Origin of the sequence: Lachnospira hominis (ex Liu et al. 2021) (assembly GCF_014287955.1) — a bacterium.
Lineage (GTDB): Bacteria > Bacillota > Clostridia > Lachnospirales > Lachnospiraceae > Lachnospira > Lachnospira hominis.
This window is the reverse complement of sequence record NZ_JACOPD010000005.1, coordinates 64,729-90,611: the sequence shown is the minus strand read 5'-3', so window position 1 is coordinate 90,611 and position 25,883 is coordinate 64,729. Positions and strand designations below refer to the sequence as shown.

The 25,883-nt window shown below is 36.5% G+C and carries 21 protein-coding genes; 2 read left to right on the top strand and 19 right to left on the bottom strand.

Annotated elements, in window-relative coordinates; genetic code table 11:
- Nucleotides 1-240 precede the first annotated feature (240 nt).
- The 11 genes from rny to H8S01_RS07965 all read right to left on the bottom strand — a co-directional run bounded on the left by rny (nucleotide 241) and on the right by H8S01_RS07965 (nucleotide 11,466).
- Nucleotides 241-1,755: a ribonuclease Y gene (gene rny / locus H8S01_RS08015; RefSeq protein WP_420323503.1), complete on the bottom strand. Its 1,515-nt coding sequence runs from the start codon at nucleotides 1,753-1,755 to the stop codon at nucleotides 241-243.
- A gap of 134 nt (nucleotides 1,756-1,889) precedes the next feature.
- The gene (locus tag H8S01_RS08010; RefSeq protein ID WP_186836855.1) at nucleotides 1,890-2,522 is read right to left on the bottom strand and encodes a regulatory protein RecX; all 633 of its coding nucleotides are present in this window, start codon (nucleotides 2,520-2,522) and stop codon (nucleotides 1,890-1,892) included.
- A gap of 5 nt (nucleotides 2,523-2,527) precedes the next feature.
- The gene (gene recA / locus H8S01_RS08005; RefSeq protein WP_186836854.1) at nucleotides 2,528-3,616 is read right to left on the bottom strand and encodes a recombinase RecA; all 1,089 of its coding nucleotides are present in this window, start codon (nucleotides 3,614-3,616) and stop codon (nucleotides 2,528-2,530) included.
- 256 nt (nucleotides 3,617-3,872) lie between these two features.
- Nucleotides 3,873-4,355 carry a CinA family protein gene (locus tag H8S01_RS08000; RefSeq protein ID WP_021866636.1) on the bottom strand — a complete coding sequence of 161 codons (483 nt, stop codon included), beginning with the start codon at nucleotides 4,353-4,355 and terminating at the stop codon, nucleotides 3,873-3,875.
- Between the two features lie 33 nt (nucleotides 4,356-4,388).
- Nucleotides 4,389-4,937, bottom strand: coding sequence for a CDP-diacylglycerol--glycerol-3-phosphate 3-phosphatidyltransferase (gene pgsA, locus H8S01_RS07995; protein ID WP_186836853.1), 549 nt, complete (start codon nucleotides 4,935-4,937; stop codon nucleotides 4,389-4,391).
- Between the two features lie 22 nt (nucleotides 4,938-4,959).
- Nucleotides 4,960-6,285, bottom strand: coding sequence for a 30S ribosomal protein S12 methylthiotransferase RimO (rimO, locus tag H8S01_RS07990; protein WP_186836852.1), 1,326 nt, complete (start codon nucleotides 6,283-6,285; stop codon nucleotides 4,960-4,962).
- A gap of 30 nt (nucleotides 6,286-6,315) precedes the next feature.
- Nucleotides 6,316-8,250, bottom strand: a complete 1,935-nt coding sequence (locus H8S01_RS14300) for a glycoside hydrolase family 25 protein (RefSeq protein WP_186836851.1) — start codon at nucleotides 8,248-8,250, stop codon at nucleotides 6,316-6,318.
- A gap of 2 nt (nucleotides 8,251-8,252) precedes the next feature.
- Nucleotides 8,253-9,425, bottom strand: coding sequence for a 23S rRNA (uracil(1939)-C(5))-methyltransferase RlmD (rlmD, locus tag H8S01_RS07980; protein ID WP_420323501.1), 1,173 nt, complete (start codon nucleotides 9,423-9,425; stop codon nucleotides 8,253-8,255).
- A gap of 69 nt (nucleotides 9,426-9,494) precedes the next feature.
- Nucleotides 9,495-9,845, bottom strand: coding sequence for a DNA-directed RNA polymerase subunit omega (locus H8S01_RS07975; protein WP_021866631.1), 351 nt, complete (start codon nucleotides 9,843-9,845; stop codon nucleotides 9,495-9,497).
- A 17-nt stretch (nucleotides 9,846-9,862) separates the two neighbouring features.
- Nucleotides 9,863-10,504, bottom strand: coding sequence for a guanylate kinase (gmk, locus tag H8S01_RS07970; RefSeq protein ID WP_021866630.1), 642 nt, complete (start codon nucleotides 10,502-10,504; stop codon nucleotides 9,863-9,865).
- An 83-nt stretch (nucleotides 10,505-10,587) separates the two neighbouring features.
- Entirely contained in the window at nucleotides 10,588-11,466 is an 879-nt protein-coding gene (locus H8S01_RS07965; RefSeq protein ID WP_186836961.1) for a YicC/YloC family endoribonuclease, read from the bottom strand.
- A gap of 272 nt (nucleotides 11,467-11,738) precedes the next feature.
- On the opposite strand from H8S01_RS07965, the gene H8S01_RS07960 reads away from it, so the two are divergent.
- Complete coding sequence (locus H8S01_RS07960) at nucleotides 11,739-13,466, top strand: Rqc2 family fibronectin-binding protein (RefSeq protein ID WP_186836850.1); 1,728 nt, start codon at nucleotides 11,739-11,741, stop codon at nucleotides 13,464-13,466.
- Here H8S01_RS07960 and H8S01_RS07955 read toward each other — a convergent pair.
- The 5 genes from H8S01_RS07955 to H8S01_RS07935 all read right to left on the bottom strand — a co-directional run bounded on the left by H8S01_RS07955 (nucleotide 13,434) and on the right by H8S01_RS07935 (nucleotide 19,002).
- Nucleotides 13,434-14,612, bottom strand: coding sequence for a hypothetical protein (locus tag H8S01_RS07955; RefSeq protein WP_186836849.1), 1,179 nt, complete (start codon nucleotides 14,610-14,612; stop codon nucleotides 13,434-13,436). The genes H8S01_RS07960 and H8S01_RS07955 overlap by 33 nt on opposite strands.
- A 12-nt stretch (nucleotides 14,613-14,624) precedes the next feature.
- On the bottom strand, nucleotides 14,625-15,842 hold the full coding sequence (gene tyrS / locus H8S01_RS07950) for a tyrosine--tRNA ligase (protein ID WP_186836848.1): 1,218 nt from the start codon (nucleotides 15,840-15,842) through the stop codon (nucleotides 14,625-14,627).
- Nucleotides 15,843-15,890: 48 nt separating this feature from the next.
- Nucleotides 15,891-16,367 carry a VanZ family protein gene (locus H8S01_RS07945; RefSeq protein ID WP_186836847.1) on the bottom strand — a complete coding sequence of 159 codons (477 nt, stop codon included), beginning with the start codon at nucleotides 16,365-16,367 and terminating at the stop codon, nucleotides 15,891-15,893.
- 35 nt (nucleotides 16,368-16,402) lie between these two features.
- On the bottom strand, nucleotides 16,403-17,833 hold the full coding sequence (pyk, locus tag H8S01_RS07940) for a pyruvate kinase (RefSeq protein WP_186836846.1): 1,431 nt from the start codon (nucleotides 17,831-17,833) through the stop codon (nucleotides 16,403-16,405).
- 161 nt (nucleotides 17,834-17,994) lie between these two features.
- Complete coding sequence (locus tag H8S01_RS07935) at nucleotides 17,995-19,002, bottom strand: rhomboid family intramembrane serine protease (protein WP_186836845.1); 1,008 nt, start codon at nucleotides 19,000-19,002, stop codon at nucleotides 17,995-17,997.
- A gap of 260 nt (nucleotides 19,003-19,262) precedes the next feature.
- Between H8S01_RS07935 and H8S01_RS07930 the strand changes: the two genes are divergently transcribed.
- Complete coding sequence (locus H8S01_RS07930) at nucleotides 19,263-23,492, top strand: acyl-CoA dehydratase activase-related protein (protein WP_186836960.1); 4,230 nt, start codon at nucleotides 19,263-19,265, stop codon at nucleotides 23,490-23,492.
- A 292-nt stretch (nucleotides 23,493-23,784) separates the two neighbouring features.
- Here H8S01_RS07930 and H8S01_RS07925 read toward each other — a convergent pair whose 3' ends face one another.
- From H8S01_RS07925 to hisH, 3 genes are read right to left on the bottom strand one after another with little or no spacing between them, the layout of a single operon-like run.
- Nucleotides 23,785-24,462: a uracil-DNA glycosylase gene (locus tag H8S01_RS07925; RefSeq protein WP_021866619.1), complete on the bottom strand. Its 678-nt coding sequence runs from the start codon at nucleotides 24,460-24,462 to the stop codon at nucleotides 23,785-23,787.
- A gap of 13 nt (nucleotides 24,463-24,475) precedes the next feature.
- Nucleotides 24,476-25,237, bottom strand: a complete 762-nt coding sequence (hisF, locus tag H8S01_RS07920) for an imidazole glycerol phosphate synthase subunit HisF (protein ID WP_186836844.1) — start codon at nucleotides 25,235-25,237, stop codon at nucleotides 24,476-24,478.
- Nucleotides 25,238-25,270: 33 nt separating this feature from the next.
- A complete protein-coding gene (gene hisH / locus H8S01_RS07915; protein ID WP_186836843.1) occupies nucleotides 25,271-25,876 on the bottom strand; it encodes an imidazole glycerol phosphate synthase subunit HisH in 606 nt (201 codons plus the stop codon).
- Nucleotides 25,877-25,883 lie beyond the last annotated feature (7 nt).

Genomic DNA, 25,883 nt, shown 5'->3' with positions numbered 1-25,883 from the left:
CCAAACCTCCTGCTTTTTATTAAACTTTGGATATGATACAATAAATCGTCAAAAAAGGCAATAGCAAAACTAAAAATTTTAATTTATCTTTGTATTTTTTTTATATTATTAAGTATTTTTTGCATTTGGCTTAATTTTAGTAACAGTCTCTTGTTTTACATATACTTTTTCCAGCTGACATATGCACACAAAAAACACCTGCGGGCAATACCCACAGGTGTTCTATGAACTCTAATCATTCTATTTGGCATAATCAACAACTCGTGACTCACGAATAACGCTGACCTTAATCTGTCCTGGATATTCCATCTGACTCTCAATCTGTTTTGAAATATCTCTTGCCATAAGTACCATATCCGAATCACTAACAACTTCAGGAATGACCATAACTCGAATCTCTCTACCAGCCTGAATGGCAAATGATTTCTCAACTCCCTTAAAGGAATTGGTAATATCTTCTAATTGTTTAAGTCTGTTTGTGTAAGTTTCTAACGTCTCACGTCTTGCACCTGGTCTTGCAGCTGAAATTGTATCAGCAGCCTGAACAATACAAGCAATTAAGCTCTCTGGCTCGACGTCACCATGATGTGATGCTACTGCATTAATAACAGTCGGCGATTCTTTATACTTTCTACATAAATCAACACCGATTTGAACGTGAGAACCTTCTATTTCATGGTCAATTGATTTACCAATATCATGAAGCAATCCTGCACGTTTTGCAAGCTTGATATCACAACCAATCTCTCCTGCCAAAAGGCCGGAAAGCTGTGCTACTTCAATTGAATGTTTTAACGCATTCTGACCATAACTTGTTCTGAAACGCATTCTTCCAAGGAGTCTTACAAGCTCCGGATGAATACCATGAACACCAACTTCAAGAGTTGCGGCTTCACCTTCTTCTTTAATTAAAACTTCTACTTCTTTCTGAGCCTTCTCAACCATCTCTTCAATTCTTGCCGGATGAATACGTCCGTCAACAATGAGTTTCTCAAGCGCTATTCTTGCGATTTCACGTCTGATTGGATCAAAGCCTGACAAAACGACAGCTTCAGGAGTATCATCAATAATAAGTTCCACACCTGTAAGTGTCTCAAGAGTACGGATATTACGGCCTTCACGACCGATAATTCTACCCTTCATCTCGTCATTAGGAAGCTGTACTACAGAAATTGTAGTCTCTGCAACATGATCTGCGGCACATCTCTGGATAGCTGTTACCACATAATCCTTTGCTTTCTTATCTGCTTCTTCTTTTGCTCTGCTTTCATATGCTTTAATCATTACAGCAGTTTCATGTTTTACATCATCTTCAACAGTCTTTAATAGATATTCTTTTGCCTGTTCGGAGGTTAAACCTGAGATTCTTTCAAGTTCCTGTTGTCTCTTCTGTTCAAGTTCATCAACTTTTTGCTTCATTTTACCAAGTTCTTCTTCTTTCTTGGTAATGCTCAAGTCACGCTTTTCGACAGCTTCAATTTTCTTGTCAAGGGATTCTTCCTTAGAAAGAACTCTTCTTTCATACTTCTGTACTTCAGCTCTTCTTTCTTTGGTCTCCTTTTCAAGTTCATTCTTGTTTTTCAAAGATTCTTCTTTAATTTCCAAGAGTGCTTCTTTCTTAGTTGTCTCGGCTGTTTTTAATGCTTCATCTATTATTTCTCTGGCTCTTTCATTGGCATTACCAATCTTGGCATCATTTGCCTTCTGGATAACTTTACCAGAAATAAACCATGTAATAGGTGCGACTATAACCAATGTTGCAATTATAGCGATAATAACCAGCACAGGAGCACCTCCTTATTTAGTTTTCATTGTACAAGCAATACAACATATTAATATTATACTCATTTTGCTTTATTGTCAAGAAATTTACGCTTGTCCGATAAGTTTCACATGCAATTATCACATACTTTATCAATAGCCTTATTAATAATATCAAAGTTAAATCCACGTCGGTAAAGATATGCCATAAGCTTCTGTCTTTCATTGTAATCCATTCTGCTTATATCTGTCTTAGATGTTCTCTTTTCAATAAGACTAACAACCTGATTCAGTTCACACTCACCATTATCACTGTAATACTCATCACATACACATGCAATTATATCAGCGGAAACGCCTTTCTCTTTAAGCTTCTGTTCTATTATACGCCTGCTTTTGACAGGAGCTTTAAATGCTACATAATTTCTTGCATATCTGTCATCATCTATATAACCATATCTGTCAATATATTCCAATGCAGCATCAACTGCTTTATCAGGATAATATCCGTCTTTCAGTTTTTTAATAAATTCTGCTCTCGTATAATCTTTATTCTTTAACAGATTCATCCCCCTGATAACTGCACGTTTAGATAAAACTGTCATTATCTCGTCATATACATCTTCACTTATATAGGACTGCTCTTTAATGCCAAACTTCCTTAACTCTCCGGCATACAATGCAAAAACATGTTCATAATCAACATATACAGCTCTTCTTCTTGAAGTAATCTCTTTTATTGATGTAACGAAATATTCCATATCAATTATTCTTCTTTAGCTGCTGCCTTTTTCTTTGCCGGCACCCCTTTTGCATCTTCAGACGTGCTCTGCTCTGCATTCTCTACTGATTCTTCGTTATCTTTGCTAAAATAATGTTCCCTTACTTTTTTGTCAAGTTCTTCCATAACTTCAGGATGTTCAGCAAGATAATTCTTGGCATTCTCACGTCCCTGTCCAATCTTTTCATTATTATATGCAAACCATGCACCACTCTTCTGTACAAGTCCTATACTTACTGCAAGATCCAATATATCACCCTCAACAGATATTCCCTTGCCAAACATAATATCAAACTCTGCTTCCTTAAATGGTGGTGCCACTTTATTCTTTACAACCTTAACTCTTGTTCTGTTACCAATAACTTCGCCACCCTGCTTGAGCGTCTCAATTCTTCTTACATCCATTCTTACTGATGAATAAAACTTCAAAGCCCGACCGCCTGTTGTTGTCTCAGGATTACCAAACATAACTCCAACTTTTTCACGAAGCTGGTTGATAAATATAACAATACAGTTGCTCTTGCTTACAACCGGTGTAAGCTTTCTTAACGCCTGTGACATAAGTCTTGCCTGAAGACCAACATGTGAATCACCCATATCGCCGTCTATCTCTGCCTTAGGAACAAGTGCTGCAACAGAATCGACAATAATAATATCAACAGCTCCTGAACGCACCATTGTCTCTGTTATCTCAAGTGCCTGTTCACCACTGTCAGGCTGTGATATATAAAGATTATCAATATCAACGCCTATGTTCTTGGCATATACAGGGTCAAGGGCATGCTCTGCATCTATAAATCCCGCTATACCGCCACGTTTCTGTACTTCTGCAACCATATGAAGTGCAACTGTTGTCTTACCACTTGATTCAGGACCATATATCTCAACAATTCTTCCCTTTGGAACACCGCCGAGTCCAAGTGCTATATCAAGGCTTAATGAGCCTGTTGGAACTGTCTCTACATTAAGATTATAATTAGACTCACCAAGCTTCATAACTGAGCCTTTACCAAACTGTTTTTCAATATTTGCAAGTGCGGCATCAAGTGCCTTAATCTTTTCTTCTTTAACCATACTTCTCCTCTCCTTAGCACATATTCTTATACATGCACATCATGAACACCTGTTCGTAAAATATATAATATATTATTGTCCAGCTGATGTCAAGTATAAAGCGAATATTTGTTCTTATTTACATAATTAATATTAATTTATAGTATGAGTATATCACACTGTATTTTATTTGTAAAGTTATTTTTTAATTAATAAATTAAAAATATCAGCAATTAGTAAAAACATACCAATCACTGATACTTTATCATCAGGCAATTTATTTTACAACATTAAGAACAAGTTTTAAAGCCTCATCTGCTGCCTGTGAACGTATTTCCATACGGTTTCCTTTAAATGAATATTCCTTAACAGTAACATTTCCGTTATAAAAACAGCCGATAAAAACACAGCCAACAGGTTTTCCATCCTCTGTATCCGGTCCTGCTACGCCTGTAACAGACACGCATACATCTGCTCCAGCTGCCTTTGCACCGCCTTCTGCCATCTCACATGCAGTCTGGCTGCTCACAGCATAATATTTTTCCAGCGTTTCTTTTTTTACACCAAGCACTGTATGTTTTGCTTCATCACAATATGTTACATAAGCCTGTTTCAACACTGCCGAAGCTCCCGGAACATTCACAATCCTTGACGAAATCATCCCACCTGTACATGATTCTGCCGTTGTTATAGTAAGTTTTTTTTCTTTTAAAACATCAACAACATGCTTTTCAAGAAGACCATTATTTCTTAATTCCATAAATGCTGCTCCCTTCAGATAAAACTTTCCGTTTTATTTTGATGAACCTTCAATAAATACCTTGTAATTCTTTGCAATATAATCAATCAGCGAAATCACTGTAAGTGCAAGTGCAATATATACAACTGCCATGTTTATTATGTTCATATATTTAAATGGCAGATCAAGAACAAGAAGAATTATCATTATCATCTGAAATGTTGTCTTGAACTTTCCCCAATAGCTTGCAGCAATTACAACTCCATTATCAGAAGCAACAAGCCTGAATCCGCTTATTATAAATTCTCTTGCTATAATAACAATGACAATCCATCCTGCAAGTTTTCCAAGGTCAGCAAGTGCGATAAGTGCAGAGCAGACAAGAAGTTTATCTGCAAGCGGATCCATAAATTTACCGAAATTGGTCACCAGATTATATTTTCTTGCTATTTTTCCATCTAATAAATCAGTAAGACTTGCTATTATAAATATTGCAACTGCTATATAAGCATTTCCTTTTCCCCAGAAATCTGTATATATAAATATCAGAAAAAAAGGTATTAATATTGTTCTAAGAATTGTAAGTTTATTTGGCAGATTCATATATTCCTCCATTCTTCCATGCCTAATCACACAGACTACCTATCAAATCGTATTCCATTGCACCGTCAATACGTACTTTAACTATATCACCCGACATAAGATTAGCATCTGTTTTTACAAAAACAAATCCATCCACATTAGGTGCATCTTTATATGAACGGCCTACATAAGTATCATCATCTTCAATCTTGCCTTCTATAAGACAGTCTATAACTTTTCCCACCATTTCTTCCGACTTGTCGAGCGAAACTTCCTGCTGTAGTTCCATGACTGCATCTCTTCTTTGCTCTTTCACTTCTTCATCAATCTGGTCTGGCATAACTGCTGCCGGCGTATCCTCTTCAGGTGAATATGTAAATACTCCAAGCCTGTCAAATTCCATCTCATCAACAAAATCAAGCATTTCCTCATGGTCTTTTTGTGTTTCGCCGGGAAATCCTGTTATAAGTGTTGTGCGGAGTGCAATATCAGGTATATTTTCACGGAGTTTATTTATTACATCTTTAAGTTCCTGCTTTGTTGTTCTTCTGCCCATTTTCTTCAAAATGCTGTCACTGGCATGCTGTATCGGCATATCCAGATAATGGCATACTTTTGGCTCATTTTTGATAACTTCAATAAGAGCGTCATCTATTTCTTCAGGATAGCAGTAAAGTATTCTTATCCATGCAATATCCTTAATTGCAGCAAGTTTTTTTACAAGCTCTGCAAGCATTTTTTTACCATAAATGTCAACACCGTAAACCGTTGTCTCCTGTGCGACAAGTATGAGTTCCTTAACGCCTTTTTCAGCAAGTTGTTCAGCCTGCTTAACAAGATATTCCATTGGATAGCTCCTGTAATTGCCACGCACCTTTGGAATAATGCAGTATGTGCAATGCTTATCACATCCTTCTGCAATCTTTAAATATTCATAATAACCGCCTGTAGTTATTATTCTTTCATCCTTCGTCATTACAAGTCTGTCCGCATCATCTATACAGCTGTATCCCTTGCCTTCAAGAACTGATAATACAACTTCTGCAATTTTATCATATGAAGCTGTTCCAAGAAGAGCATCGACCTCAGGGATTTCTTTTTCTATTTCATCATGATAACGGTGTGCAAGACATCCGGAAACAATAAGTGCCTTACATTTTCCGTCTTTTTTATGCTCAGCCATCTCAAGAATTGTATCAATGCTTTCCTGTTTTGCATCATGTATAAAACAGCATGTGTTTATTGCTATTACATCAGCTTCATATTCATCATCAGTAAATTCAAATCCTCTGTTTCTTAAAATACCAAGCATATTTTCTGTATCTACAAGGTTTTTATCACACCCTAAGGACACAAACATTATTTTCATGTATTAATCTCCATTCTTTTAAATCTTTTATCAATATACCCATGCACTTATATCAACGTCTCCGTTTATTCCGTCAACTCTGCCTTTGCTTGTATACTGCCACATATTTACACGTCCGCCATATGTATATTCAGTATTTCTATACTGTGCCAGCCATATTTTGCATGATGAAAGCAGATTACCTGAATATATTTTATTTTCAAACCAGTCTTTATTTGCATATGCCATAGCTGCATATCCGCTGTTCATTACCGTTCTTGCAAATGCATTTATTACATCTGTTCTTGTTGAAGCAGATATTGAATTGGCTCTTCCTTCTTCATAACTGTTTCCTGCCCATTCTACATCAATTGCAAGTGGAAGTGTCACATTGTATCCACGGCATTTTTCTACTATAAAGCTCGCCTCTTCGACAGCTTCTTCAGTATTTACCGCCTGTGTGACAATATATGCACCGACACGGATTCCTGCATTTATTGCACCACGCATATTCTGTTCAAAACGCCTGTCCTGTACAAGTCTTGCAGTTCCATATCCTCTGTAACCCACACGGATAATTGCATAATCAACTCCGGCTGCTTTGACTGCATTCCAGTCAATATCTCCATTATACGTCGAAACATCTATCATTGTACATGATGAAAGTTTACCATTTCCGTCAAAATAATATTGCAATCCATCTATATTCTGCCAGCCTGTCACACGCTGTGAACCCCTGTAATAATATCTGTTTCCGCCAATATTATGCCAGCCATCGCCATATTCTTTTACAAGAACCGGTGAAAGAGTATAGACATCATACAATTTCCCGTCTGATGCTGTTTGTGTCTCTTTTTCAGCTGTTGTCTGTGATTCCTGTTTTTTATCACTCTTTACAAGAAATGTACTTATAACACTTTTATCACCATCTGTAACAGAAACTGTTGTTCTTTCTTTTACCAGTCCTTCATATTCTTTTATTTCATCATTATTTTCTATAAAACATGCTGCTTTTTCATATGATGCAATATCAGAATCGGAAAATAATGCCGTGCTTACATTTTTTGTCTCATAAACATATGAATCATTCTGTGTTTTTATATGAGAAACCACACCATTATTATCATCCGAATACGATGGCGGTGTTATCACAATTGAGCCATTCGGCGTTACCGGCTCGTCTTCCGGCTCATCATCCCTGCCATTCTCCGGATCTTCTTTAATTGTGCTTTCATCTTCATATACAACACTTTCAAGAATATTTTCTATAACTGTATATTTTACAAGTGAAACTTCCGCAGCATCAGGAAGTGCGAATCCCTCATATGCCTTTGCAACAAGCGTATATGTTCCCTCATTCAGGTCAGTTATAACAACTTCTCCATCCTGATTATTATCTTCATACTCTGTTGCACCGGTCTGTGCAACTACATCTTCTGACTGGCTGCCATTTTCCTGTGTCTGTACTGCCGTACTTTCTTTAAGATTATCTGTGCCGCTCTTTTTATCATTTTTAAGTTTATCAACTTTTTCCTGATTTTCTTCAATGCTTCCGCTTAAAAGACGTACTGCAAAATTATGTCCTGTCACAGCTTCTCCTGATTCATTGACAAAATGAGCTGTTATTGAACTCTCATCTGCATTTGCTTCAAGCATGAGATTTTCAAGCTTTTTTGGTTCTTCTGTAGTCTGTTCCTGCGTTACAGTCTCAGCCTGTGTTGTCGTCTCTTCAACAGCCAGCGTCTGTTTTGTGCCTCTTTTATTTACTGAAATAACCACACAGATAACAGCTGCAACAATAACAACAGCAACGATTCCTGCCGCCGTAAGTATTTTTTTATTTTTAAAAATCCCAGACAAAACATTGGAAAAATCCTTTTTTTCTTTAACCTCTTCAACTTCAAGAATTTCTATTTCATCATCTTGATTATTTTCCTGTTTTATTTCTGTCTTTACTTCTTCTTCCTGTATATTATTCTCTTCCACTGCTATTTTCCTCTCTTTAAAACACAGATATTTTCAATATGCTCCGTATATGGAAATAAATCAAATGGCATACATTTTTCTGCCTTATATCCGCCTTTCTCAAGAATCTTTACATCTCTTATCTGTGTATCAGGATTACAAGAAATATATACTACACTTCTTGGCTTTATCTTTATAAGAGATTTAAGAAATGCTTCATCAGAACCACTTCTTGGAGGGTCCATGATTACAACATCTGCTTTTTTATTCCGGGCATATTCAACAAGGAAATCACCTGCATCACCCTCAAAAAATCTTATATTTTTTATATTATTGATCTGTGCATTAACCTGTGCATCCTCGACCGCTTTCGGATTAAGTTCTATGCCGATAACATTTCCTGCATACTTTGCAGCTGTTATTCCAATTGTTCCTATTCCGCAATATGCATCAACAACTGTATCATTTTTATTTATCCCGGCTGCCTTTATCGCTGCTTTATAGAGTTTTTCTGTCTGTTTGACATTTATCTGGTAAAATGAATCAGGACTTATTCTGAACCTGTTAGAGCAGAGTACATCTTCAATATATCCCTTTCCATAGATGACAATATTTCTTTTTCCAAGCACCATGCTTGTTGACATATTATTAATATTCTGAACTATCGTCGTCACAGACGGGCATGCTTTTAATAATTCTTTTATAAAAGCATTTTTTGACGGAAACTGCACCTGTCCTGTTACAAGGACAACCATCGTCTCATCCGTTGAAAATCCTCTTCTGATAAGAACATGTCTTATAAATCCACGTTTCGTATCTTCATTATAAGGCTGATACTTAAATGACTGAAATAATCTTCTCAATTCTTTTAAAATATTTTCCGACTGGGCATCTTCTATCATACATCCGTCAACCGGAATTATTTTATGTGTGCCTTCTTTATATGTACCTGTAATTATTCTGCCGTCCCTGTTGGTTCCAACTGCAGCATGAACTTTATTGCGATAACAGACTGGTCTGTACATTCCTGTTATCTTTTCACATTCTGCAACACCTCTAAAAAGTTCCGTAACATGTTTTTGTTTTAAACTTAAAGTTTTATCATATGGAACTTTTGTATAACAGCATCCGCCACAGTCATTGCTTACAGAACATGTTATTGTTTTATCTTCTTCGATATATTTTCCGCTCAACACTGCCTCCTGTATCTCTTTTCAGAAAAAAACAGCCATGCAGAATCTGTTGCATGGCTGAGCCTTTATCAATTAATCTTCGTCTGCTGAAGTATTATCAACAATCTTAATCTTTCCTTCGTATAATTCCTTAACTGCAACAGATAATGGTTTCATATCTTCTGCATTATCAATGAGCTCTTTACCCATGAAAATCTTTCTTCTGTCTTCCGGAGTCTTCTTAGGTGCTCTGTCCTTACCGTCTTTATCAGGAATTGTAATCTTGTCATACTTTTCCTCAAGATATCTTGCATCTATAATCTGCTTTGCTCTCTCTGCTGTCGCCTTGACAATTGAGTAGCGGCTCTGTACTACTGCCTGTTCTCCTTCTTCTGCTCTGCTGTTTACAGCTTCCATTAATTCTGAATATGATGGATGTAACATATATAACTCTCCTTAAATTAATATTTTTTTAAATCTTGTCTTATCTGGTTAATTACCTTAATGTTATCAGCATTGTCCGCACTGCACTCTGCAAGTACATCTTCTTTTCTGTGCGTAATATCATCAATGCATACAGCACATTCTTTAACTGTATCATTGATAACTATATAATCATATTTTTCAACACCTTCTGATTCTTTGGCAGCTTTTCTTAATCTTGCAATTATTGTCTCTTCATCTTCTGTTCCTCTGCCTCTGAGTCTCTTCTCAAGTTCATCGGCATCAGGTGGTGTTATGAAAACAAGAACTGCCTCAGGAAATATCTTCTTAACATTAAGTGCACCAACACTTTCTATCTCAAGAATCACATTCCTGTTTGCTTTTATCTGCTCCTCAACATAATCTCTTGGAGTTCCGTAATAATTATTAACATACTGGGCATGTTCAAGGAATCTGCCCCTGCTAATCATATCTTCAAACTCCTCTTTTGTCTTGAAGAAATATTCTCTGCCATCCTGCTCGCCTTCTCTCGGCTTCCTTGTAGTTGCAGATATTGATAAAGAATAATTATCATGCTCTTTTAAAAGCTCTTTTATCACTGTGCCTTTACCTGCTCCGGAAAATCCTGAAACAACAAGCAGTGTGCCTTGATTATTCATAATCAGCCTCTTTTCTGTCAAAAATATGTACGAATAATTATATCTGAATTTTGAAAAACAATCAAGTTATTTATCAATATTAATTATTCTATATTCTGTATCTGCTCACGCACTTTCTCTATAAGTGTCTTTAAATCTATAGCAGCATTAGAAATCTCTATATCATTTGCCTTTGACAAAATCGTATTAGACTCCCTGTTCATCTCCTGTGCGATAAAGTCCATCTTTCTTCCTATGCCGCCGGTCTCCTCAAGGCACTTACGTGCATGTGAAATATGACTTCTTAATCTTACTGTCTCTTCATCAACGCATATCTTGTCTGCATATATAATAACTTCTGTTGCTATTCTTGATTCATCTATCTGTGTATCACCAAGAAGCTGTGTAACTTTATTTTCAAGCTTGCTTCTGTACTCTTTCATAATCTGTGGACTTCTGCTCTCAATAAAATCAACAAGTTCTTCCATATGGTTAAGTTTATCCTGCAAATCATTTTTAAGATTTGTTCCCTCAAGAATTCTTGTCTGTTCAAACTGCGAGCAGGCATTTTCCAAAGCTTTACTTATAAATGCCCACAACTCTTCCTCATCTTCCGTCTCTTCCTGCATAGTAATAACTTCAGGATATCTTGAAAGTGAAGTTATTGTTATGTCATTCTGTTTGCCGAACTGTTCAGCCATGCTGTCAAGTATATTCATATACTCAGCCGCAAGATCACTGTTATATTTCAAATGAACATTACTGTCAGCTGTATCTTCATATGAAATAAAAATATCTATCTTACCTCTCTGTGCATATTTTTTAAGCACTTCTCTCATACGTGCTTCAAAAATATTCAGCTTTTTAGGCATCTTTATTCCAGCCTCAAGATATCTGTGATTTACAGACTTCATTTCAATTGTTATTGTTCTTGTTCCCTCGCTTTGCTCACATCTGCCAAAGCCGGTCATACTTTTTATCATTGTGTCAGCCATACCTTTCCGCTATGATAATATATTTAATCATCAAAATCACTTATCAGCTAATTATATCAATAATATAGCAAAAGTACAAGACACAAGTTCATTTTTATGCTAAAATAAGCAAGAAAACAAAGGGAAAATCCTCTCCTCACCACTGGGCATAGTGCATCAAAGATGCACATTTGGATTTTTCCTTCGGAAAAACAAGGAGGACAAATCCTCTCCTCACCACTGGGTTCGGATTTTTCCTTCGGAAAAACAAGGAGGATTTTATGGCACTTGATGGTATTGTCATTTCTAATATAAAACATGAACTAAACGAAAAGCTCATCGGAGGAAGATTATATAAAATTGCACAGCCGGAAGCTGATGAACTTCTTCTTACAATAAAAACGCAAAACGGCCAGTACAGACTTGTAATTTCTGCTAATGCAAGTCTTCCGCTTATATATCTTACCGATGATAATAAGCCAAGTCCGATGACTGCCCCTAATTTCTGCATGCTTTTAAGGAAGCATCTCGGAAACGGACGTATTATAGGCATCACGCAGCCCGGTCTTGAGAGAATTCTTGACATTGAGATTGAACACCTGAATGAAATGGGGGATGTATGCCGCAAACATCTTATAACAGAATTCATGGGCAAACACAGCAATATAATATTCTGCGACGGCGACACAATCCTTGACAGTATCAAGCGTGTTTCATCACAGATGAGTTCTGTAAGAGAAGTTCTTCCGGGACGAAAATATTTTATTCCCAATACATCAGATAAGAAAAATCCACTGAATACGAATTATGACGAATTTAAAAACACAGCACTTACACGCCCTGTGAGCACATCAAAAGCAATTTATTCATCATATACGGGTATCAGTCCTGTCGCTGCAGAAGAAATATGTTTTGAAGCTTCAATCAATTCTGACAAGCCTGCGAACTGTCTTGAGGAAAATGAAAGTCTTCACTTGTTCAACATTTTCAGCAATATAATGGATAATATTAAAAATAATATTTTCACTCCAAATATTGTATACATCGGAGATGAACCAAAAGAATTCTCATCAATTCCGCTTGAAATGTTTGATAATTGTACAAAATATGATTCTGTCAGCACTCTTTTAAGAGATTTTTACTCCAAAAAAGATGCTGTAACACGAATCCGCCAGAAATCATCTGATTTAAGGAAAATAGTTTCAACGGCACTTGAACGCTCCGTTAAAAAAGCCGACATACAGGAAAAGCAGTTAAAAGATACTGAAAAACGTGATAAATACCGTGTTTACGGAGAGCTTATAAACACATACGGCTATAATATTCCGGAAGGCAGTAAGGAATTCAAAGCTCTTAATTATTATACTAACGAGGAAATCACAATTCCTCTTGACCCAACACTCACACCACGCGAAAATTCAGTAAAATATTTTAATAAATATAATAAACTGAAACGTACTTTTGAAGCCGAAAGTGTACAGATAAAAGAAACCCGTGCCGAAATAGCACATCTTGAATCAGTCGCCTCATCACTTGACATTGCTGTATCTGAGGACGATCTTGCACAGGTCAAGGAAGAATTAATTGAGTCAGGATATATACATCGTCATCAGACACCGTCAAAGAAAATTAAAATTGTAAGCAAACCGCTTCACTTCATGTCATCCGACGGTTTCGACATATATGTAGGCAAAAATAATTTCCAGAATGATGAGCTTACTTTCAAATTTGCAAACGGCAGCGACTGGTGGTTTCATGCAAAAAATATGGCAGGCTCACATGTCATATTAAAAACTGACGGCAAAGAAATTCCTGACCGTACCTTTGAAGAAGCAGCCGCACTCGCAGCACATTTTTCAAAAGGACACAGCCAGGATAAAGTTGAAGTTGATTATGTTTTAAAGAAAGAAGTTAAAAAACCTGCCGGTTCAAAGCCCGGTTTTGTTGTATACTATACAAACTACTCAATGATAGCATCAACTTTTATAGGCGAGATAAAGCAATGCTGATGATGCTATAACATCAATCACGCCGCATCCTGCATAGATTGCAGATATGCCGCCAAAACCAAGAATTAATATAGCAGCTATACTGATAATTGCATAACCGATTGTGATTATCAGTATATTTTTTAATTCAAAAAACTTTTTCTGTGCACATATTATACATAATACTGCCAGAATTGTAATAAAAAATATATCCAGAACAAAACATATCATATATGCTGCCCCTGCTCTGTCTGTCATATCACACACATTTTCATTATATGAAAGTGTTCCGAATATTGCGGGTGGATTCATCCAGAAAACAACGCATCTTATAAGAGCGGCAGCTGTAAAAACAGCTCCCATTATCACAGCAAATATTCTTTTCAAATGAATTCTAAGCACTCCCATTATAAAAAGCGTTATAACTGAAGCCACAAAAACAATAAGCCACTTTGGCATTGAAAAAAGGAACTTATCACCAAAATAATAATCTTTTAAAATATCATAAAGCTGCCCTGACACATCACTGTAACCCGAAGCAATTCTTATTGCCCATTCTCTTGCTACATCAAATATTAATGATGTAAAAAACAATGGTATTATAAGAAGCCATCCAAGATTACTCTCAGCCTTGTAAATGGCCATCTTTGGTATTCCACTTGACTTTACAATTGCTGACGCAAGCAGACTCACAAGTATAAGCAATATTCCTGCTATAAGAACATGAAGTTTTATAAGTCTTACAGCCGTAAACTGTGTATCAAACTCTCCAAGATAAATTTTTGCAAACACTTTATGCATAAATTTATTTTTTTCAAGAACGTATGCAAGTATAAGATATACTCCTGTTACAACATCAAAAATTATAGCCGTATTAAGACATATATCCGTTCCCTTAATGCGAAAAAACACACCTGCAAATCCAACTATTGTTGTAAACAATGCAATTCCGAATATTATCTGATATATGGCATTCATTCCCTTATAACATACAAGATTATATACAGAAACAGCTGAAGCACCAGATGTAACGCCACCATTATTCAGGTCTTTTATTATTTTTGTAAAAACAGTACTTCCCGCACCAAATATTAAAATCAGTGCCAGTGCAGCCATAAGTATGGCTACACTGACAACTCTGATAAGAACAATTTGATTCTTCTTCATTTTCGTGACATCCTAAACTGTTACTTTTCTAAAATTCTTCTTGCCTTTTTTAACAACTACGCCATCTTCAAATAATTCCATAGCGAATACTGCATCAATAGCTGATACTTTTTCACCATTAATGCTTACGCCGCCCTGCTCAACAGCTCTTCTTGCTTCTGATCTTGAAGACGCAAGTCCTGCCTGATGAACAATTGAAATAATATCGATATTTCCATCTTTAAAAGATTCTTTTGAAATTACAGCTGAAGGCATATTCTGTGCATCTCCGCCAGTAAATATAGAACGTGCAGTCTCTTCTGCCTTCTTTGCTTCTTCTTCTCCATGAACAAGCTTAGTAAGCTCATATGCAAGAATTTCTTTTGCTTTGTTAAGCTGTGCACCTTCCCAGCTGTCCATCTTTTCAATCTCTTCAAGTGGTATAAATGTAAGCATTCTGATACATTTTAATACATCTGCATCATCTACATTTCTCCAATACTGATAGAAATCGTATGGTGATGTCTTATCAGGGTCAAGCCATACTGCACCTGACTGTGTCTTACCCATCTTCTTACCTTCAGAGTTGAGAAGAAGTGTAATTGTCATTGCTGACGCATCTTTTCCTAATTTCTTTCTTATAAGTTCTGTACCGCCAAGCATGTTACTCCACTGATCATCGCCACCGAACTGTAAATTACATCCGTATTTCTTGTAGAGCATAAGAAAGTCATATGACTGCATAATCATATAATTAAACTCAAGGAAGCTGAGTCCTTTTTCCATTCTCTGCTTATAACATTCTGCTCTAAGCATATTATTAACAGAAAAACATGCTCCGACTTCACGTAAGAAGTCAACATAATTAAGATTTAAAAGCCAGTCAGCATTGTTAGCAAGTATTGCTTTGCCATCTGAAAAATCAATAAATCTTGACATCTGCTTTTTGAAACATTCAACATTGTGCTGAATCTGTTCTTCTGTCATCATCTTACGCATATCCTGTCTGCCGGACGGATCGCCAATCATAGCTGTACCACCGCCTACAAGTGCAATAGGTTTGTTACCTGCCATCTGAAGTCTTTTCATAAGACAGAGTGCCATAAAATGACCTACATGAAGACTATCAGCAGTTGGGTCAAAACCAATATAAAATGTAGCTTTCCCATTGTTAATTAAATCTTTTATAAGCTCTTCGTCAGTAACCTGGGCTATAAGTCCTCTTGCTACTAATTCATCATAAAGTGTCATATGTTTATTCCCCACTTCCCGTTTTACAATATTTTCTAAAATGCCATACTAAATTATCATTTTTTTACGCCTGTCAGCTATGGAACATATAATAATACCGATTAATATTCCAACACAGTCAATCAGTACATCTGTAACGCATCCGTTTCTTCCCGGAACGTACAATTGATGAAATTCATCTGAACATGCAAATGCTGCCGTTGCAAAAAAACTTATAAATCTGACGAGCTGCCAACTGACACCATCAACTGTAAATGCCAGATAAACAAGACATGCAAATATTGCATATTCAGTCATATGTGCTGCTTTTCTTACAGGCAATTCTATCTTGTCTATAAGTTCCTGTCTGCCATTCCAGCGTACATCTACAAGATGTACGCTGTCTGCAATATCAACTATGACACCTGCTGCCTTACGACTGAGATTTCCCGAGTTTTCACCATTCTGTCCCGAAAATCCGAATATCATAACCGCACAAATAACAGCAGGAATCCATATAAATATTTTTAAAAGTTTACTTTTCATAAATGTCATCACGACATATGCTCATGATGTAACAATTAGATTGTTACAACACGCATTGTATTTGTGAGACCTCTCTTTGATGTTGGAGAAGAGTTTGTTGCTATACCGGCAGATACAATGACAACATCTCCCTCGCCAATATATCCGGCATTCTCTGCTGTGACAAGTGCATGCTCAATAATCTTATCTGTAGAAGTCTCAATAGCAGTTTTAACAGGTCTTACACCCCAATAAATCTGCATTTTTCTAAGAACAGCATCATATGGTGAACATCCAACAATCTGTGTATCCGGCTTGAGCTTAGATGCAAGTCTTGCTGTAAATCCTGAAATTGTAGGGCATACGATTGCTTTTGCATTTAAATTCTCTGCTGTCTGTACAGTTGCATTAGTAACAGCACTTGATACTCCTCTCTTTGTATGAAGCTTAGCATAATCTGCATACTTCTTAGGTAAATCCTGCTCTGTAGTCTCAGCAATCTTAACCATCATCTTTAATGCTTCAAGAGGATACTTACCATTAGCTGTCTCACCTGAAAGCATAACAGCGTCTGTACCATCATAAATAGCATTGGCAACATCAGTAACCTCAGCTCTTGTAGGACGTGGATTACGAATCATTGAATCAAGCATCTGTGTAGCTGTGATAACTGTCTTATATGCCGCATTACATTTTTTGATAATTTCCTTCTGGATATGAGGAACCTGCTCAGCAGGAATTTCAACACCCATATCACCACGGGCAACCATGATACCATCAGCAACTCTGATAATCTCATCAAGATTCTTAATGCCTTCTGCATTCTCAATCTTAGCAATTACAGGAATATCTGCATTATGAGACCAGAGAAGTTCCTTGATTTCCTGAATACAAGCTGCATTTCTTACAAATGAAGCTGCAATAAAATCAAATCCCTGTTCAATACCAAATAAAATATCATCCTTATCCTTATCTGTGATACCCGGGAGACGGATACTTACATTAGGAACATTAACACCTTTTCTTGAACCAAGCTCACCGCCATTTACTACTGTACATTCAATATCAGTGCCATCTATAACATTATTTACACAAAGTTCAATAAGACCATCATCAATAAGAATTGTATTTCCCTTTGAAACGTCCTGTGGAAGACCTGCATATGTGATTCTTCCAATTGTCTCATCACCAAGTACGTCTCTTGTTGTAAGTGTAAACTTCTGATTTTCTTTAAGTGTTACTTTCTTATCGTCCTTGAGGTCACCTGTTCTTATTTCAGGTCCCTTTGTATCAAGCAATGTAGCAATAGGAATATTGAGTTCTTCTCTTACGCTCTTAACTAATGCGAAACGTCCTGCCTGCTCTTCATGATCACCATGAGAGAAGTTAAATCTTGCAACATCCATTCCTACAAGAGCAAGACTTTTGATGAGTTCTCTGTCATTAGTATTAGGACCCATTGTACAAATTATTTTAGTTTTTTTCATTCTGACCTCCAAAATAAACTTTAATTCAATTAATTTTATCTCATACTAAACACAAATACAAATTATTGCATAAATCTTTTATAATAGCAATAAGAAAAAATACTGTTTTTGCAGCACTATATTGATACTAACATATTTATGCCGTTCTTTCAAAACATTTTTTAATTTTTTTGTGTATTCTGATTGTTATTATCACCTGTAACATGTATATGTGTATACAGATGATCCTGACAATATTCAAGATTGCCTGCACATTTTGTGCAGAATCTAAATGTAAGATTATCGCCATCCAGCTCTGTCCTGTTACAGACAGCACATCTGTGCTTTGTACCTCTCGGATTAATATACGGTTTATTGGCACTATCCCATGTGCTTTTTTCAGAGTTCGCATTATAAAATCTCTCGTTGAAACTTCCCGCATTTTTTCTTGCCTTATCAGCTCTTTTCTCAGCTTTACGATAATTCTTCTGTGTATATGTCCTGCCAGGTGCCTTTCTTGTAGCAAAAAAGAAAATAATAAAATTAAGCATTGAGATTAATGCACATGTTGCCATTACATAACATGTATATGAATTACCGGCAAGAAGTCCTGCATTATAAAATCCTCTCCATATAGCCTTAGGCATTACAGGTGTAAGATATCCGCCAATAATCGTTATTGCAAATATAATTCCATCAAGCCATCCAAGCCACTTCATCTTTATAGGAAGTACAAAAAACAGAAGGACTTCCGTATCTGCCTGTTCGACCGCAAATGCTAGAAACAGTGCAAGATTAATATAATATGTTGACATGTTAAATGACCAGCCAAATATAAAGTAAATAACAAATGCTGCAATAATATGCAGGATTACTCCGCTGAAATAATAGACATTAAACTTAAATGAACCCCATATTCTCTCAAGTACAGTTCCGATTACATAATAAAAATATAATGTAAATACCATAAAAATAATGCTGCTTGACGGTGGCTGCAAAATAAACGTAACCAGTCTCCATACCTGACCATGCAGTACCTTTGCCGCATCAAGACTAAAATAATAAGTATATACATCAGGTGCGAATAATTCTATAACAAATCCCACAAGATATATACCTATAATATAATACATAAGATTTGGTATGGCATATTTACCAAATCTACGTTCTAACTTATCAAAGAATTTCATACTTTAAACAAGCCCCTTTCAACGCCTTTGTGCTAATTAAATTTAGTATAAATATATAAACTGTTTTTGTCAACGAATCATCACTGTTCTTTTATAAAAAATATATTAAAACTCTAAAATTTTGCATTGCCATAATATGTAAAATCAATAAAATAAGGTTATAATGTTGAAATTTATTTTTTTTCATAATATAATGAAACGAATCGCATTATTCGACAAATTATAATTAAGGAGGCAGGCACTTTTTGCCTGATATTTTTATGAATTCATATAAACTTGGAATTGATATAGGTTCAACCACCGTTAAAATTGCTCTTATTGATGACAATAATACAGTGATTTTTTCAGACTATGAACGTCATTTTGCCAATATACAGGAAACATTACAGTCGCTTCTTGAAAAAGCTGTAGCTTCTGTTGGTAATTTTAACTGCCACCCTGTAATTACAGGTTCAGGCGGTCTCACTCTTGCCAAACATCTTGAAGTTCCTTTTACGCAGGAAGTTGTTGCCGTTTCCACTGCTCTTCAGGCTGAAGCTCCGCAGTGCGATGTTGCAATAGAACTTGGTGGAGAAGATGCCAAGATTATCTATTTCACTAATGGTGTTGACCAGCGTATGAATGGTATCTGTGCCGGCGGTACAGGTTCTTTTATTGACCAGATGGCTACTCTTTTACAGACTGATGCCTCAGGTCTTAATGAATATGCAAAAAATTACAAATCTATATATCCTATCGCTGCAAGATGTGGAGTTTTCGCAAAATCAGACATCCAGCCTCTTATCAACGAAGGTGCAACAAAAGAAGATTTGTCAGCTTCTATTTTTCAGGCTGTTGTTAATCAGACCATATCAGGTCTTGCATGTGGTAAGCCAATCCGTGGCAATGTTGCATTTTTAGGTGGTCCTCTTCACTTCTTATCAGAGTTAAGAGAAGCTTTTATACGTACATTAAATCTTGGTCCTGACCAGATTATTGCCCCAGAACATTCTCATCTTTTTGCAGCAATCGGTTCTGCAATGAATTACAAAGAAGATATATGTGTTGATGTTTCAGACATTATAAAACGTCTTCAGGGCAAGATTAAACTTGACTTTGAAGTTGAACGTATGGAGCCTTTATTTGAAAATAAAGAAGCTTATTCTTCATTTACAGAAAGACATAATAAAGCAAAAGTTCCTACTGCTGACCTCGCATCATACAGTGGCAACTGTTATCTTGGTATTGATGCCGGTTCTACAACCACAAAAGTTGCACTCGTAGGCGAAGACGGTAAACTCCTCTACTCATTTTACAGCAGTAACAATGGTTCTCCGCTTGCCACAACAATACGTGCCATCAAAGACATTTATACAAAGCTCCCTAAAGATGCCAAGATTGTACAGTCATGTTCTACAGGATACGGCGAAGCTCTCATAAAATCAGCACTTATGCTTGATGACGGCGAAGTTGAGACAGTATCACACTTCTACGCTGCCGCATTTTTTGACCCTGAAGTAGACTGTATCATTGATATCGGCGGTCAGGATATGAAATGTATCAAGATTAAAAACCAGACTGTTGATTCAGTACAGTTAAATGAGGCATGTTCGTCAGGATGTGGTTCATTCATTGAAACATTTGCCAAATCACTTAATTACTCTGTTCAGGACTTTGCAAAAGAAGCTCTTTTTGCAAAACATCCTATTGACCTCGGTACAAGATGTACTGTATTCATGAACTCAAAAGTTAAACAGGCTCAGAAAGAAGGTGCAGAAGTTGCTGATATTTCTGCCGGACTTGCATACTCTGTTATCAAAAATGCACTTTACAAAGTTATCAAAATTTCTGATCCGGGTGACCTTGGAAAACATATCGTTGTTCAGGGTGGTACATTCTACAATGATGCTGTCCTTAGAAGCTTTGAAAAAATCACAGGCGTAAAGGCAGTCCGTCCTGACATTGCAGGTATAATGGGTGCATTTGGTGCCGCATTAATAGCCAGAGAACGTTATGACGGAATTTCAGAATCTACAATGCTTTCTATAGACAAAATTAACGAGCTTACATACAGCACAACAATGACACGTTGTAAGGGATGTACCAACAACTGCTACCTTACAATTAATAAATTCTCTGGCGGAAGACGTTTCATTACAGGAAACCGCTGTGAACGCGGACTTGGAAAAGAAAAAACAACTGAAAAAATGCCAAATCTTTTTGAGTACAAGCTTCACAGACTTTTTGATTATGAACCACTTGCAGAAGATGCTGCAACGCGGGGAACTGTCGGCATCCCTCGTGTGCTTAACATGTATGAAAATTATCCTTTCTGGTATACATTTTTTACAAAATTAGGATATCGCGTCGTTCTTTCACCACAGTCAAGCAGAAAGATTTATGAACTCGGTATTGAGTCGATACCATCAGAATCAGAATGTTATCCGGCAAAACTTGCACACGGACATGTAACATGGCTTATTAAACAGGGTGTTAAGTTTATCTTCTACCCATGCGTTCCTTATGAACACAAAGAAATTGAAAAAACAAACAATCATTATAACTGTCCGATTGTAACATCTTATGCTGAAAACATTAAAAATAATGTAGAAGAATTAAAAACTGAAAATATTGATTTCAGAAATCCATTCCTCTCTTTTGAAAATGTTGAAATTCTTGAAAAACGTCTTTCTGAAGAATTCAATAACATTCCGTCATCACAGGTAAAAGCAGCTGTTAAAGATGCATGGAATGAACTTATGCAGTCAAAGGAAGACATACATAAAAAAGGTGAAGAAGTTATCAAATACCTTGATGAAACCGGTCAACGCGGTATCGTCCTTGCCGGTCGTCCATATCACGTTGACCCTGAAATCAACCATGGTATTCCTGAACTTATCAATTCATATGGCATTGCTGTTTTAACAGAGGATTCAGTCTCGCATCTTGGTAAAGTTGACCGTCCTCTCATCGTTATGGACCAGTGGATGTACCACTCAAGACTTTATGCAGCTGCAAGCTATGTTAAGACAAAAGATAACCTTGATCTTATCCAGCTTAATTCTTTCGGATGCGGTCTTGATGCTGTTACAACAGATGCAGTAAATGATATCCTTACAAAGGCCGGTAAAATATATACTGTACTTAAAATTGACGAAGTTAATAACCTTGGTGCTGCAAGAATCCGTGTACGTTCACTCATCGCAGCTTTAAAGGTACGTGAAAAGAAACATTACCAGAGAAAGATTGAAAGTGCTGCATTTAGCAGAGTAGAATTCACACCTGAAATGAGAAAGAATTATACTATTCTCTGCCCTCAGATGTCACCAATCCATTTTGACCTGCTTGGTCCTGCACTCTCATCATGCGGATATAATTTTGAAGTTCTTGACAATGACAATAAGTCATCAGTTGATATGGGACTTAAATATGTAAATAATGATGCGTGCTACCCTTCTCTTATGGTAGTCGGACAGATTATGAATGCTGTTCTCTCAGGTAAATATGATTTAAGCAAGACAGCTATTATCATCACACAGACAGGCGGCGGATGCCGTGCATCAAACTATATCGGTTTCATCAGACGAGCACTTTCAAAAGCTGGATTATCTTATATTCCTGTAATATCACTCAGTGCACAGGGGCTTGAAGTCAACTCAGGTTTTAAATACGACCTGAAAATGCTCAAAAAAGCAATGATGGCTATTGTTTATGGTGATGTATTTATGAATGTTGTATACAGAACACGTCCATATGAGAAAGTGCCAGGTTCTGTCAATGCTCTCCATGAGAAATGGAAAAAAGTATTAATTGAACAGCTGACACAGCCTAAAGTTTCTATGCGTGAATACAATAAAAACGTCCGTGCAATAATAAAAGATTTCGATAATATTGAACTTCTTGATATTAAGAAACCTAGAGTTGGTGTTGTAGGAGAAATCCTTGTAAAATTCCTTCCTTCTGCCAACAATTACATTGTAGACCTGCTTGAAAGTGAAGGTGCTGAAGCTGTTGTTCCTGACCTTATGGGATTTCTGCTTTACTGTGCCGAAAATGCAAACTTCAAGCGTGATTACCTCGGTGCTTCAAAGAAATCAGCATTTTTGAACAATTCAGTTATTAAAATTCTTGAATGGTTCAGAAAGAGCTCTACAAAAGCATTAAAAGAAAGCAAGCGTTTTACTGCTCCATCAAGTATCCAAGAAACAGCTGCTCTTGCAAAAGATCTTGTTTCACTCGGCAACCAGACCGGTGAAGGATGGCTGCTTACAGGCGAAATGATTGAACTCATACATAATGGTGCAGGAAACATTGTATGCTGTCAGCCATTTGCATGTCTTCCTAACCATATTGTTGGTAAGGGCGTAATTAAAGAGCTTCGTGCTGCTTTCCCTGAGTCAAATATCATTGCAGTTGACTACGACCCGGGTGCTTCAGAAGTCAACCAGCTTAACAGAATCAAGCTTATGCTCGCAACCGCAAATAAAAATCTTGCAAAAGAATCTAAGTAGTGTTATTATTAGATTAGTTTTTAAAACGTAGCTTTATTTTATTTAGTAAAGGGGATTGATTATTCAATGTTTATGTTATTTATTGGTCCAATCATTGGAGTTGCTGTTTCAATTATCGCCACAGTTGTAATTGTATCTTCTGTTGGTGCATTAGCAGACAGCGAATTAGATTCAGATGAATAAAACTTTCTAGTTTTCATTCATATTATTGTTCTCCTAATATTGAGTGTTTAATTCGCTCAAAAAATCCCCCGGGTGTCATCAGACACCCGGGGGATTTTATTACGTATTTCTATATATTTTCTATCTGCCAGTCAATCGGCTCTGCTCCATTTGCTTTCAAAAATTCATTAGCTTTGCTAAAATGTTTACAGCCAAAAAAGCCTCTGTATGCTGAGAGCGGACTTGGATGAGGTGCTGTAAGTATAAGATGCTTTGGATTAGTAAGCATTGGGATTTTACTTTGTGCCGGTCTTCCCCAGAGCATGTATACAATAGGTCTGTCCTGTGCATTAACAGCCTGAATAACTGCATCTGTAAAATTTTCCCAACCTCTTCCCTGATGCGAATTGGCCTGATGTGCACGTACTGTAAGTACAGTATTTAATAGCAAAACGCCCTGGTCTGCCCACTTTTTCAAATATCCGTTATTAGGAATATAACATCCACAGTCCTCATGCAGTTCTTTATATATATTCTGCAATGATGGTGGAATATCATGCTGTGATGGAAGTACAGAAAAACTTAACCCATGTGCCTGATTTTCATTATGGTATGGATCCTGTCCAAGAAGCAGCACTTTCACTTTACTTAAAGGTGTAAAATGAAATGCATTAAATATATCTTCTGCAGGCGGATATATAATTGTTTTACTATATTCATCCTTTACAAATGTATATAATTTTTTGTAATAATCCTTTGAAAATTCCGGGCTTATTGCATCAAGCCAGTCATTATTAATCATTGACATATTTTATACACCTCTATAAACGCATAGAAATATCTCTATTTGCAAGATATTTCTTTAAATCCATTATTTCCATTTCTTTATAATGGAACAATGACGCTGCCAAAGCTGCATCTGCTTTTCCTTCAGTAAAAGCATCATAAAAATGTTCCATACTACCTGCTCCGCCTGAGGCAATTACGGGAATGGATACATTTTCTGCAATTGTTCTTGTAAGCTCAATATCATATCCAGCCTTAGTTCCATCACAATCCATACTTGTCAGAAGTATCTCGCCGGCACCAAGCTTTTCAGCTTTCATTGCCCACTCAACCGCATCAATATTCATATCAACACGGCCACCATTTTTATAAATACTCCATCCACTGCCATTATCGCGTTTTTTAGCATCTATTGCAACCACAACACACTGGCTTCCAAACTTGTCTGCTGCTTCACTTATAAGTGTCGGATTCATAATAGCTGCCGAATTAATTGAAATCTTATCTGCACCTTCTCTCAAAAGCACCTTAAAGTCATCAACACTTCTTATTCCACCACCAACTGTAAATGGAATAAATACCTTTTCAGCAACCTTTCTTACCAAATCTACAGTTGTACTTCTTCCGTCACTTGAAGCTGTGATATCAAGAAATACAAGTTCATCAGCTCCTGATTTATCATACATCTGGGCAACTTCAACCGGGTCTCCTGCATCACGCAGATCCACAAAATTAGTCCCCTTTACAACTCTTCCGTTTTTACAATCCAGACATGGAATAATTCTCTTTGTAAACATATATTATATCTCCAATCAATATAATTACTAATATTATAATGAAGCAAAGTTCTTCAAAATTCTCAAACCAACATCACTGCTCTTTTCAGGATGGAACTGACATGCAAATATATTTCCTGATTCAACAGAAGCATGAATATGTGTTGAATATTCAGTTGAAGCTGCAACTATATTTTCATCCTCAGCTTTAAGATAATATGAATGTACAAAATAAACGTAAGAGTTATTAGCAATTCCGTCAAACAATCTTGCCTGTGGCTTTATATTAAGTGAATTCCATCCCATATGAGGAATCTTCAATCCTTCCTTTGGTGGAATTCTTAATATCTCTCCTTTAAGAATTCCAAGTCCCTCTGCTCCCGGTGTCTCATCACTCTTTTCAAATAAAAGCTGTAATCCAAGACAGATTCCTAAAAATGGCGTATCCTTTTCGGCTACTTTTTTTATTGTATCAACAAGATTAAAATGGTCAAGGTTATTCATTGCATCTCCAAATGAACCTACGCCCGGAAGAATAACCTTATCAGCCTGAAGTATCTCACTCGAATCTCTTGATACAATAACATCCTGACCTAAATACTTTAATGCCTTTTCTACACTCTTTAAATTGCCCGCGTCATAATCGATTATAGCTATCATTTATTAT

Excerpts from the sequence above, each read along its gene's own strand:
- H8S01_RS08000 (WP_021866636.1), bottom strand. The coding sequence starts at position 4,355 with ATGGAATTAAGAAATAATGGTCTTCTTGAAAAGCATGTTGTTGATGTT.
- gmk (WP_021866630.1), bottom strand. The coding sequence starts at position 10,504 with ATGAATAATCAAGGCACACTGCTTGTTGTTTCAGGATTTTCCGGAGCA.
- H8S01_RS08010 (WP_186836855.1), bottom strand. The coding sequence starts at position 2,522 with ATGGAATATTTCGTTACATCAATAAAAGAGATTACTTCAAGAAGAAGA.
- H8S01_RS07960 (WP_186836850.1), top strand. The coding sequence starts at position 11,739 with ATGGCACTTGATGGTATTGTCATTTCTAATATAAAACATGAACTAAAC.
- H8S01_RS07955 (WP_186836849.1), bottom strand. The coding sequence starts at position 14,612 with ATGAAGAAGAATCAAATTGTTCTTATCAGAGTTGTCAGTGTAGCCATA.
- H8S01_RS07925 (WP_021866619.1), bottom strand. The coding sequence starts at position 24,462 with ATGTCAATGATTAATAATGACTGGCTTGATGCAATAAGCCCGGAATTT.
- recA (WP_186836854.1), bottom strand. The coding sequence starts at position 3,616 with ATGGTTAAAGAAGAAAAGATTAAGGCACTTGATGCCGCACTTGCAAAT.
- H8S01_RS07965 (WP_186836961.1), bottom strand. The coding sequence starts at position 11,466 with ATGATAAAAAGTATGACCGGCTTTGGCAGATGTGAGCAAAGCGAGGGA.
- pyk (WP_186836846.1), bottom strand. The coding sequence starts at position 17,833 with ATGAAAAAAACTAAAATAATTTGTACAATGGGTCCTAATACTAATGAC.
- H8S01_RS07945 (WP_186836847.1), bottom strand. The coding sequence starts at position 16,367 with ATGAAAAGTAAACTTTTAAAAATATTTATATGGATTCCTGCTGTTATT.
- tyrS (WP_186836848.1), bottom strand. The coding sequence starts at position 15,842 with ATGACACTTTATGATGAATTAGTAGCAAGAGGACTTATAGCCCAGGTT.
- H8S01_RS07930 (WP_186836960.1), top strand. The coding sequence starts at position 19,263 with ATGAATTCATATAAACTTGGAATTGATATAGGTTCAACCACCGTTAAA.
- H8S01_RS07935 (WP_186836845.1), bottom strand. The coding sequence starts at position 19,002 with ATGAAATTCTTTGATAAGTTAGAACGTAGATTTGGTAAATATGCCATA.
- hisH (WP_186836843.1), bottom strand. The coding sequence starts at position 25,876 with ATGATAGCTATAATCGATTATGACGCGGGCAATTTAAAGAGTGTAGAA.
- rimO (WP_186836852.1), bottom strand. The coding sequence starts at position 6,285 with ATGAAAATAATGTTTGTGTCCTTAGGGTGTGATAAAAACCTTGTAGAT.
- pgsA (WP_186836853.1), bottom strand. The coding sequence starts at position 4,937 with ATGAATCTGCCAAATAAACTTACAATTCTTAGAACAATATTAATACCT.
- H8S01_RS07975 (WP_021866631.1), bottom strand. The coding sequence starts at position 9,845 with ATGTTACATCCATCATATTCAGAATTAATGGAAGCTGTAAACAGCAGA.
- hisF (WP_186836844.1), bottom strand. The coding sequence starts at position 25,237 with ATGTTTACAAAGAGAATTATTCCATGTCTGGATTGTAAAAACGGAAGA.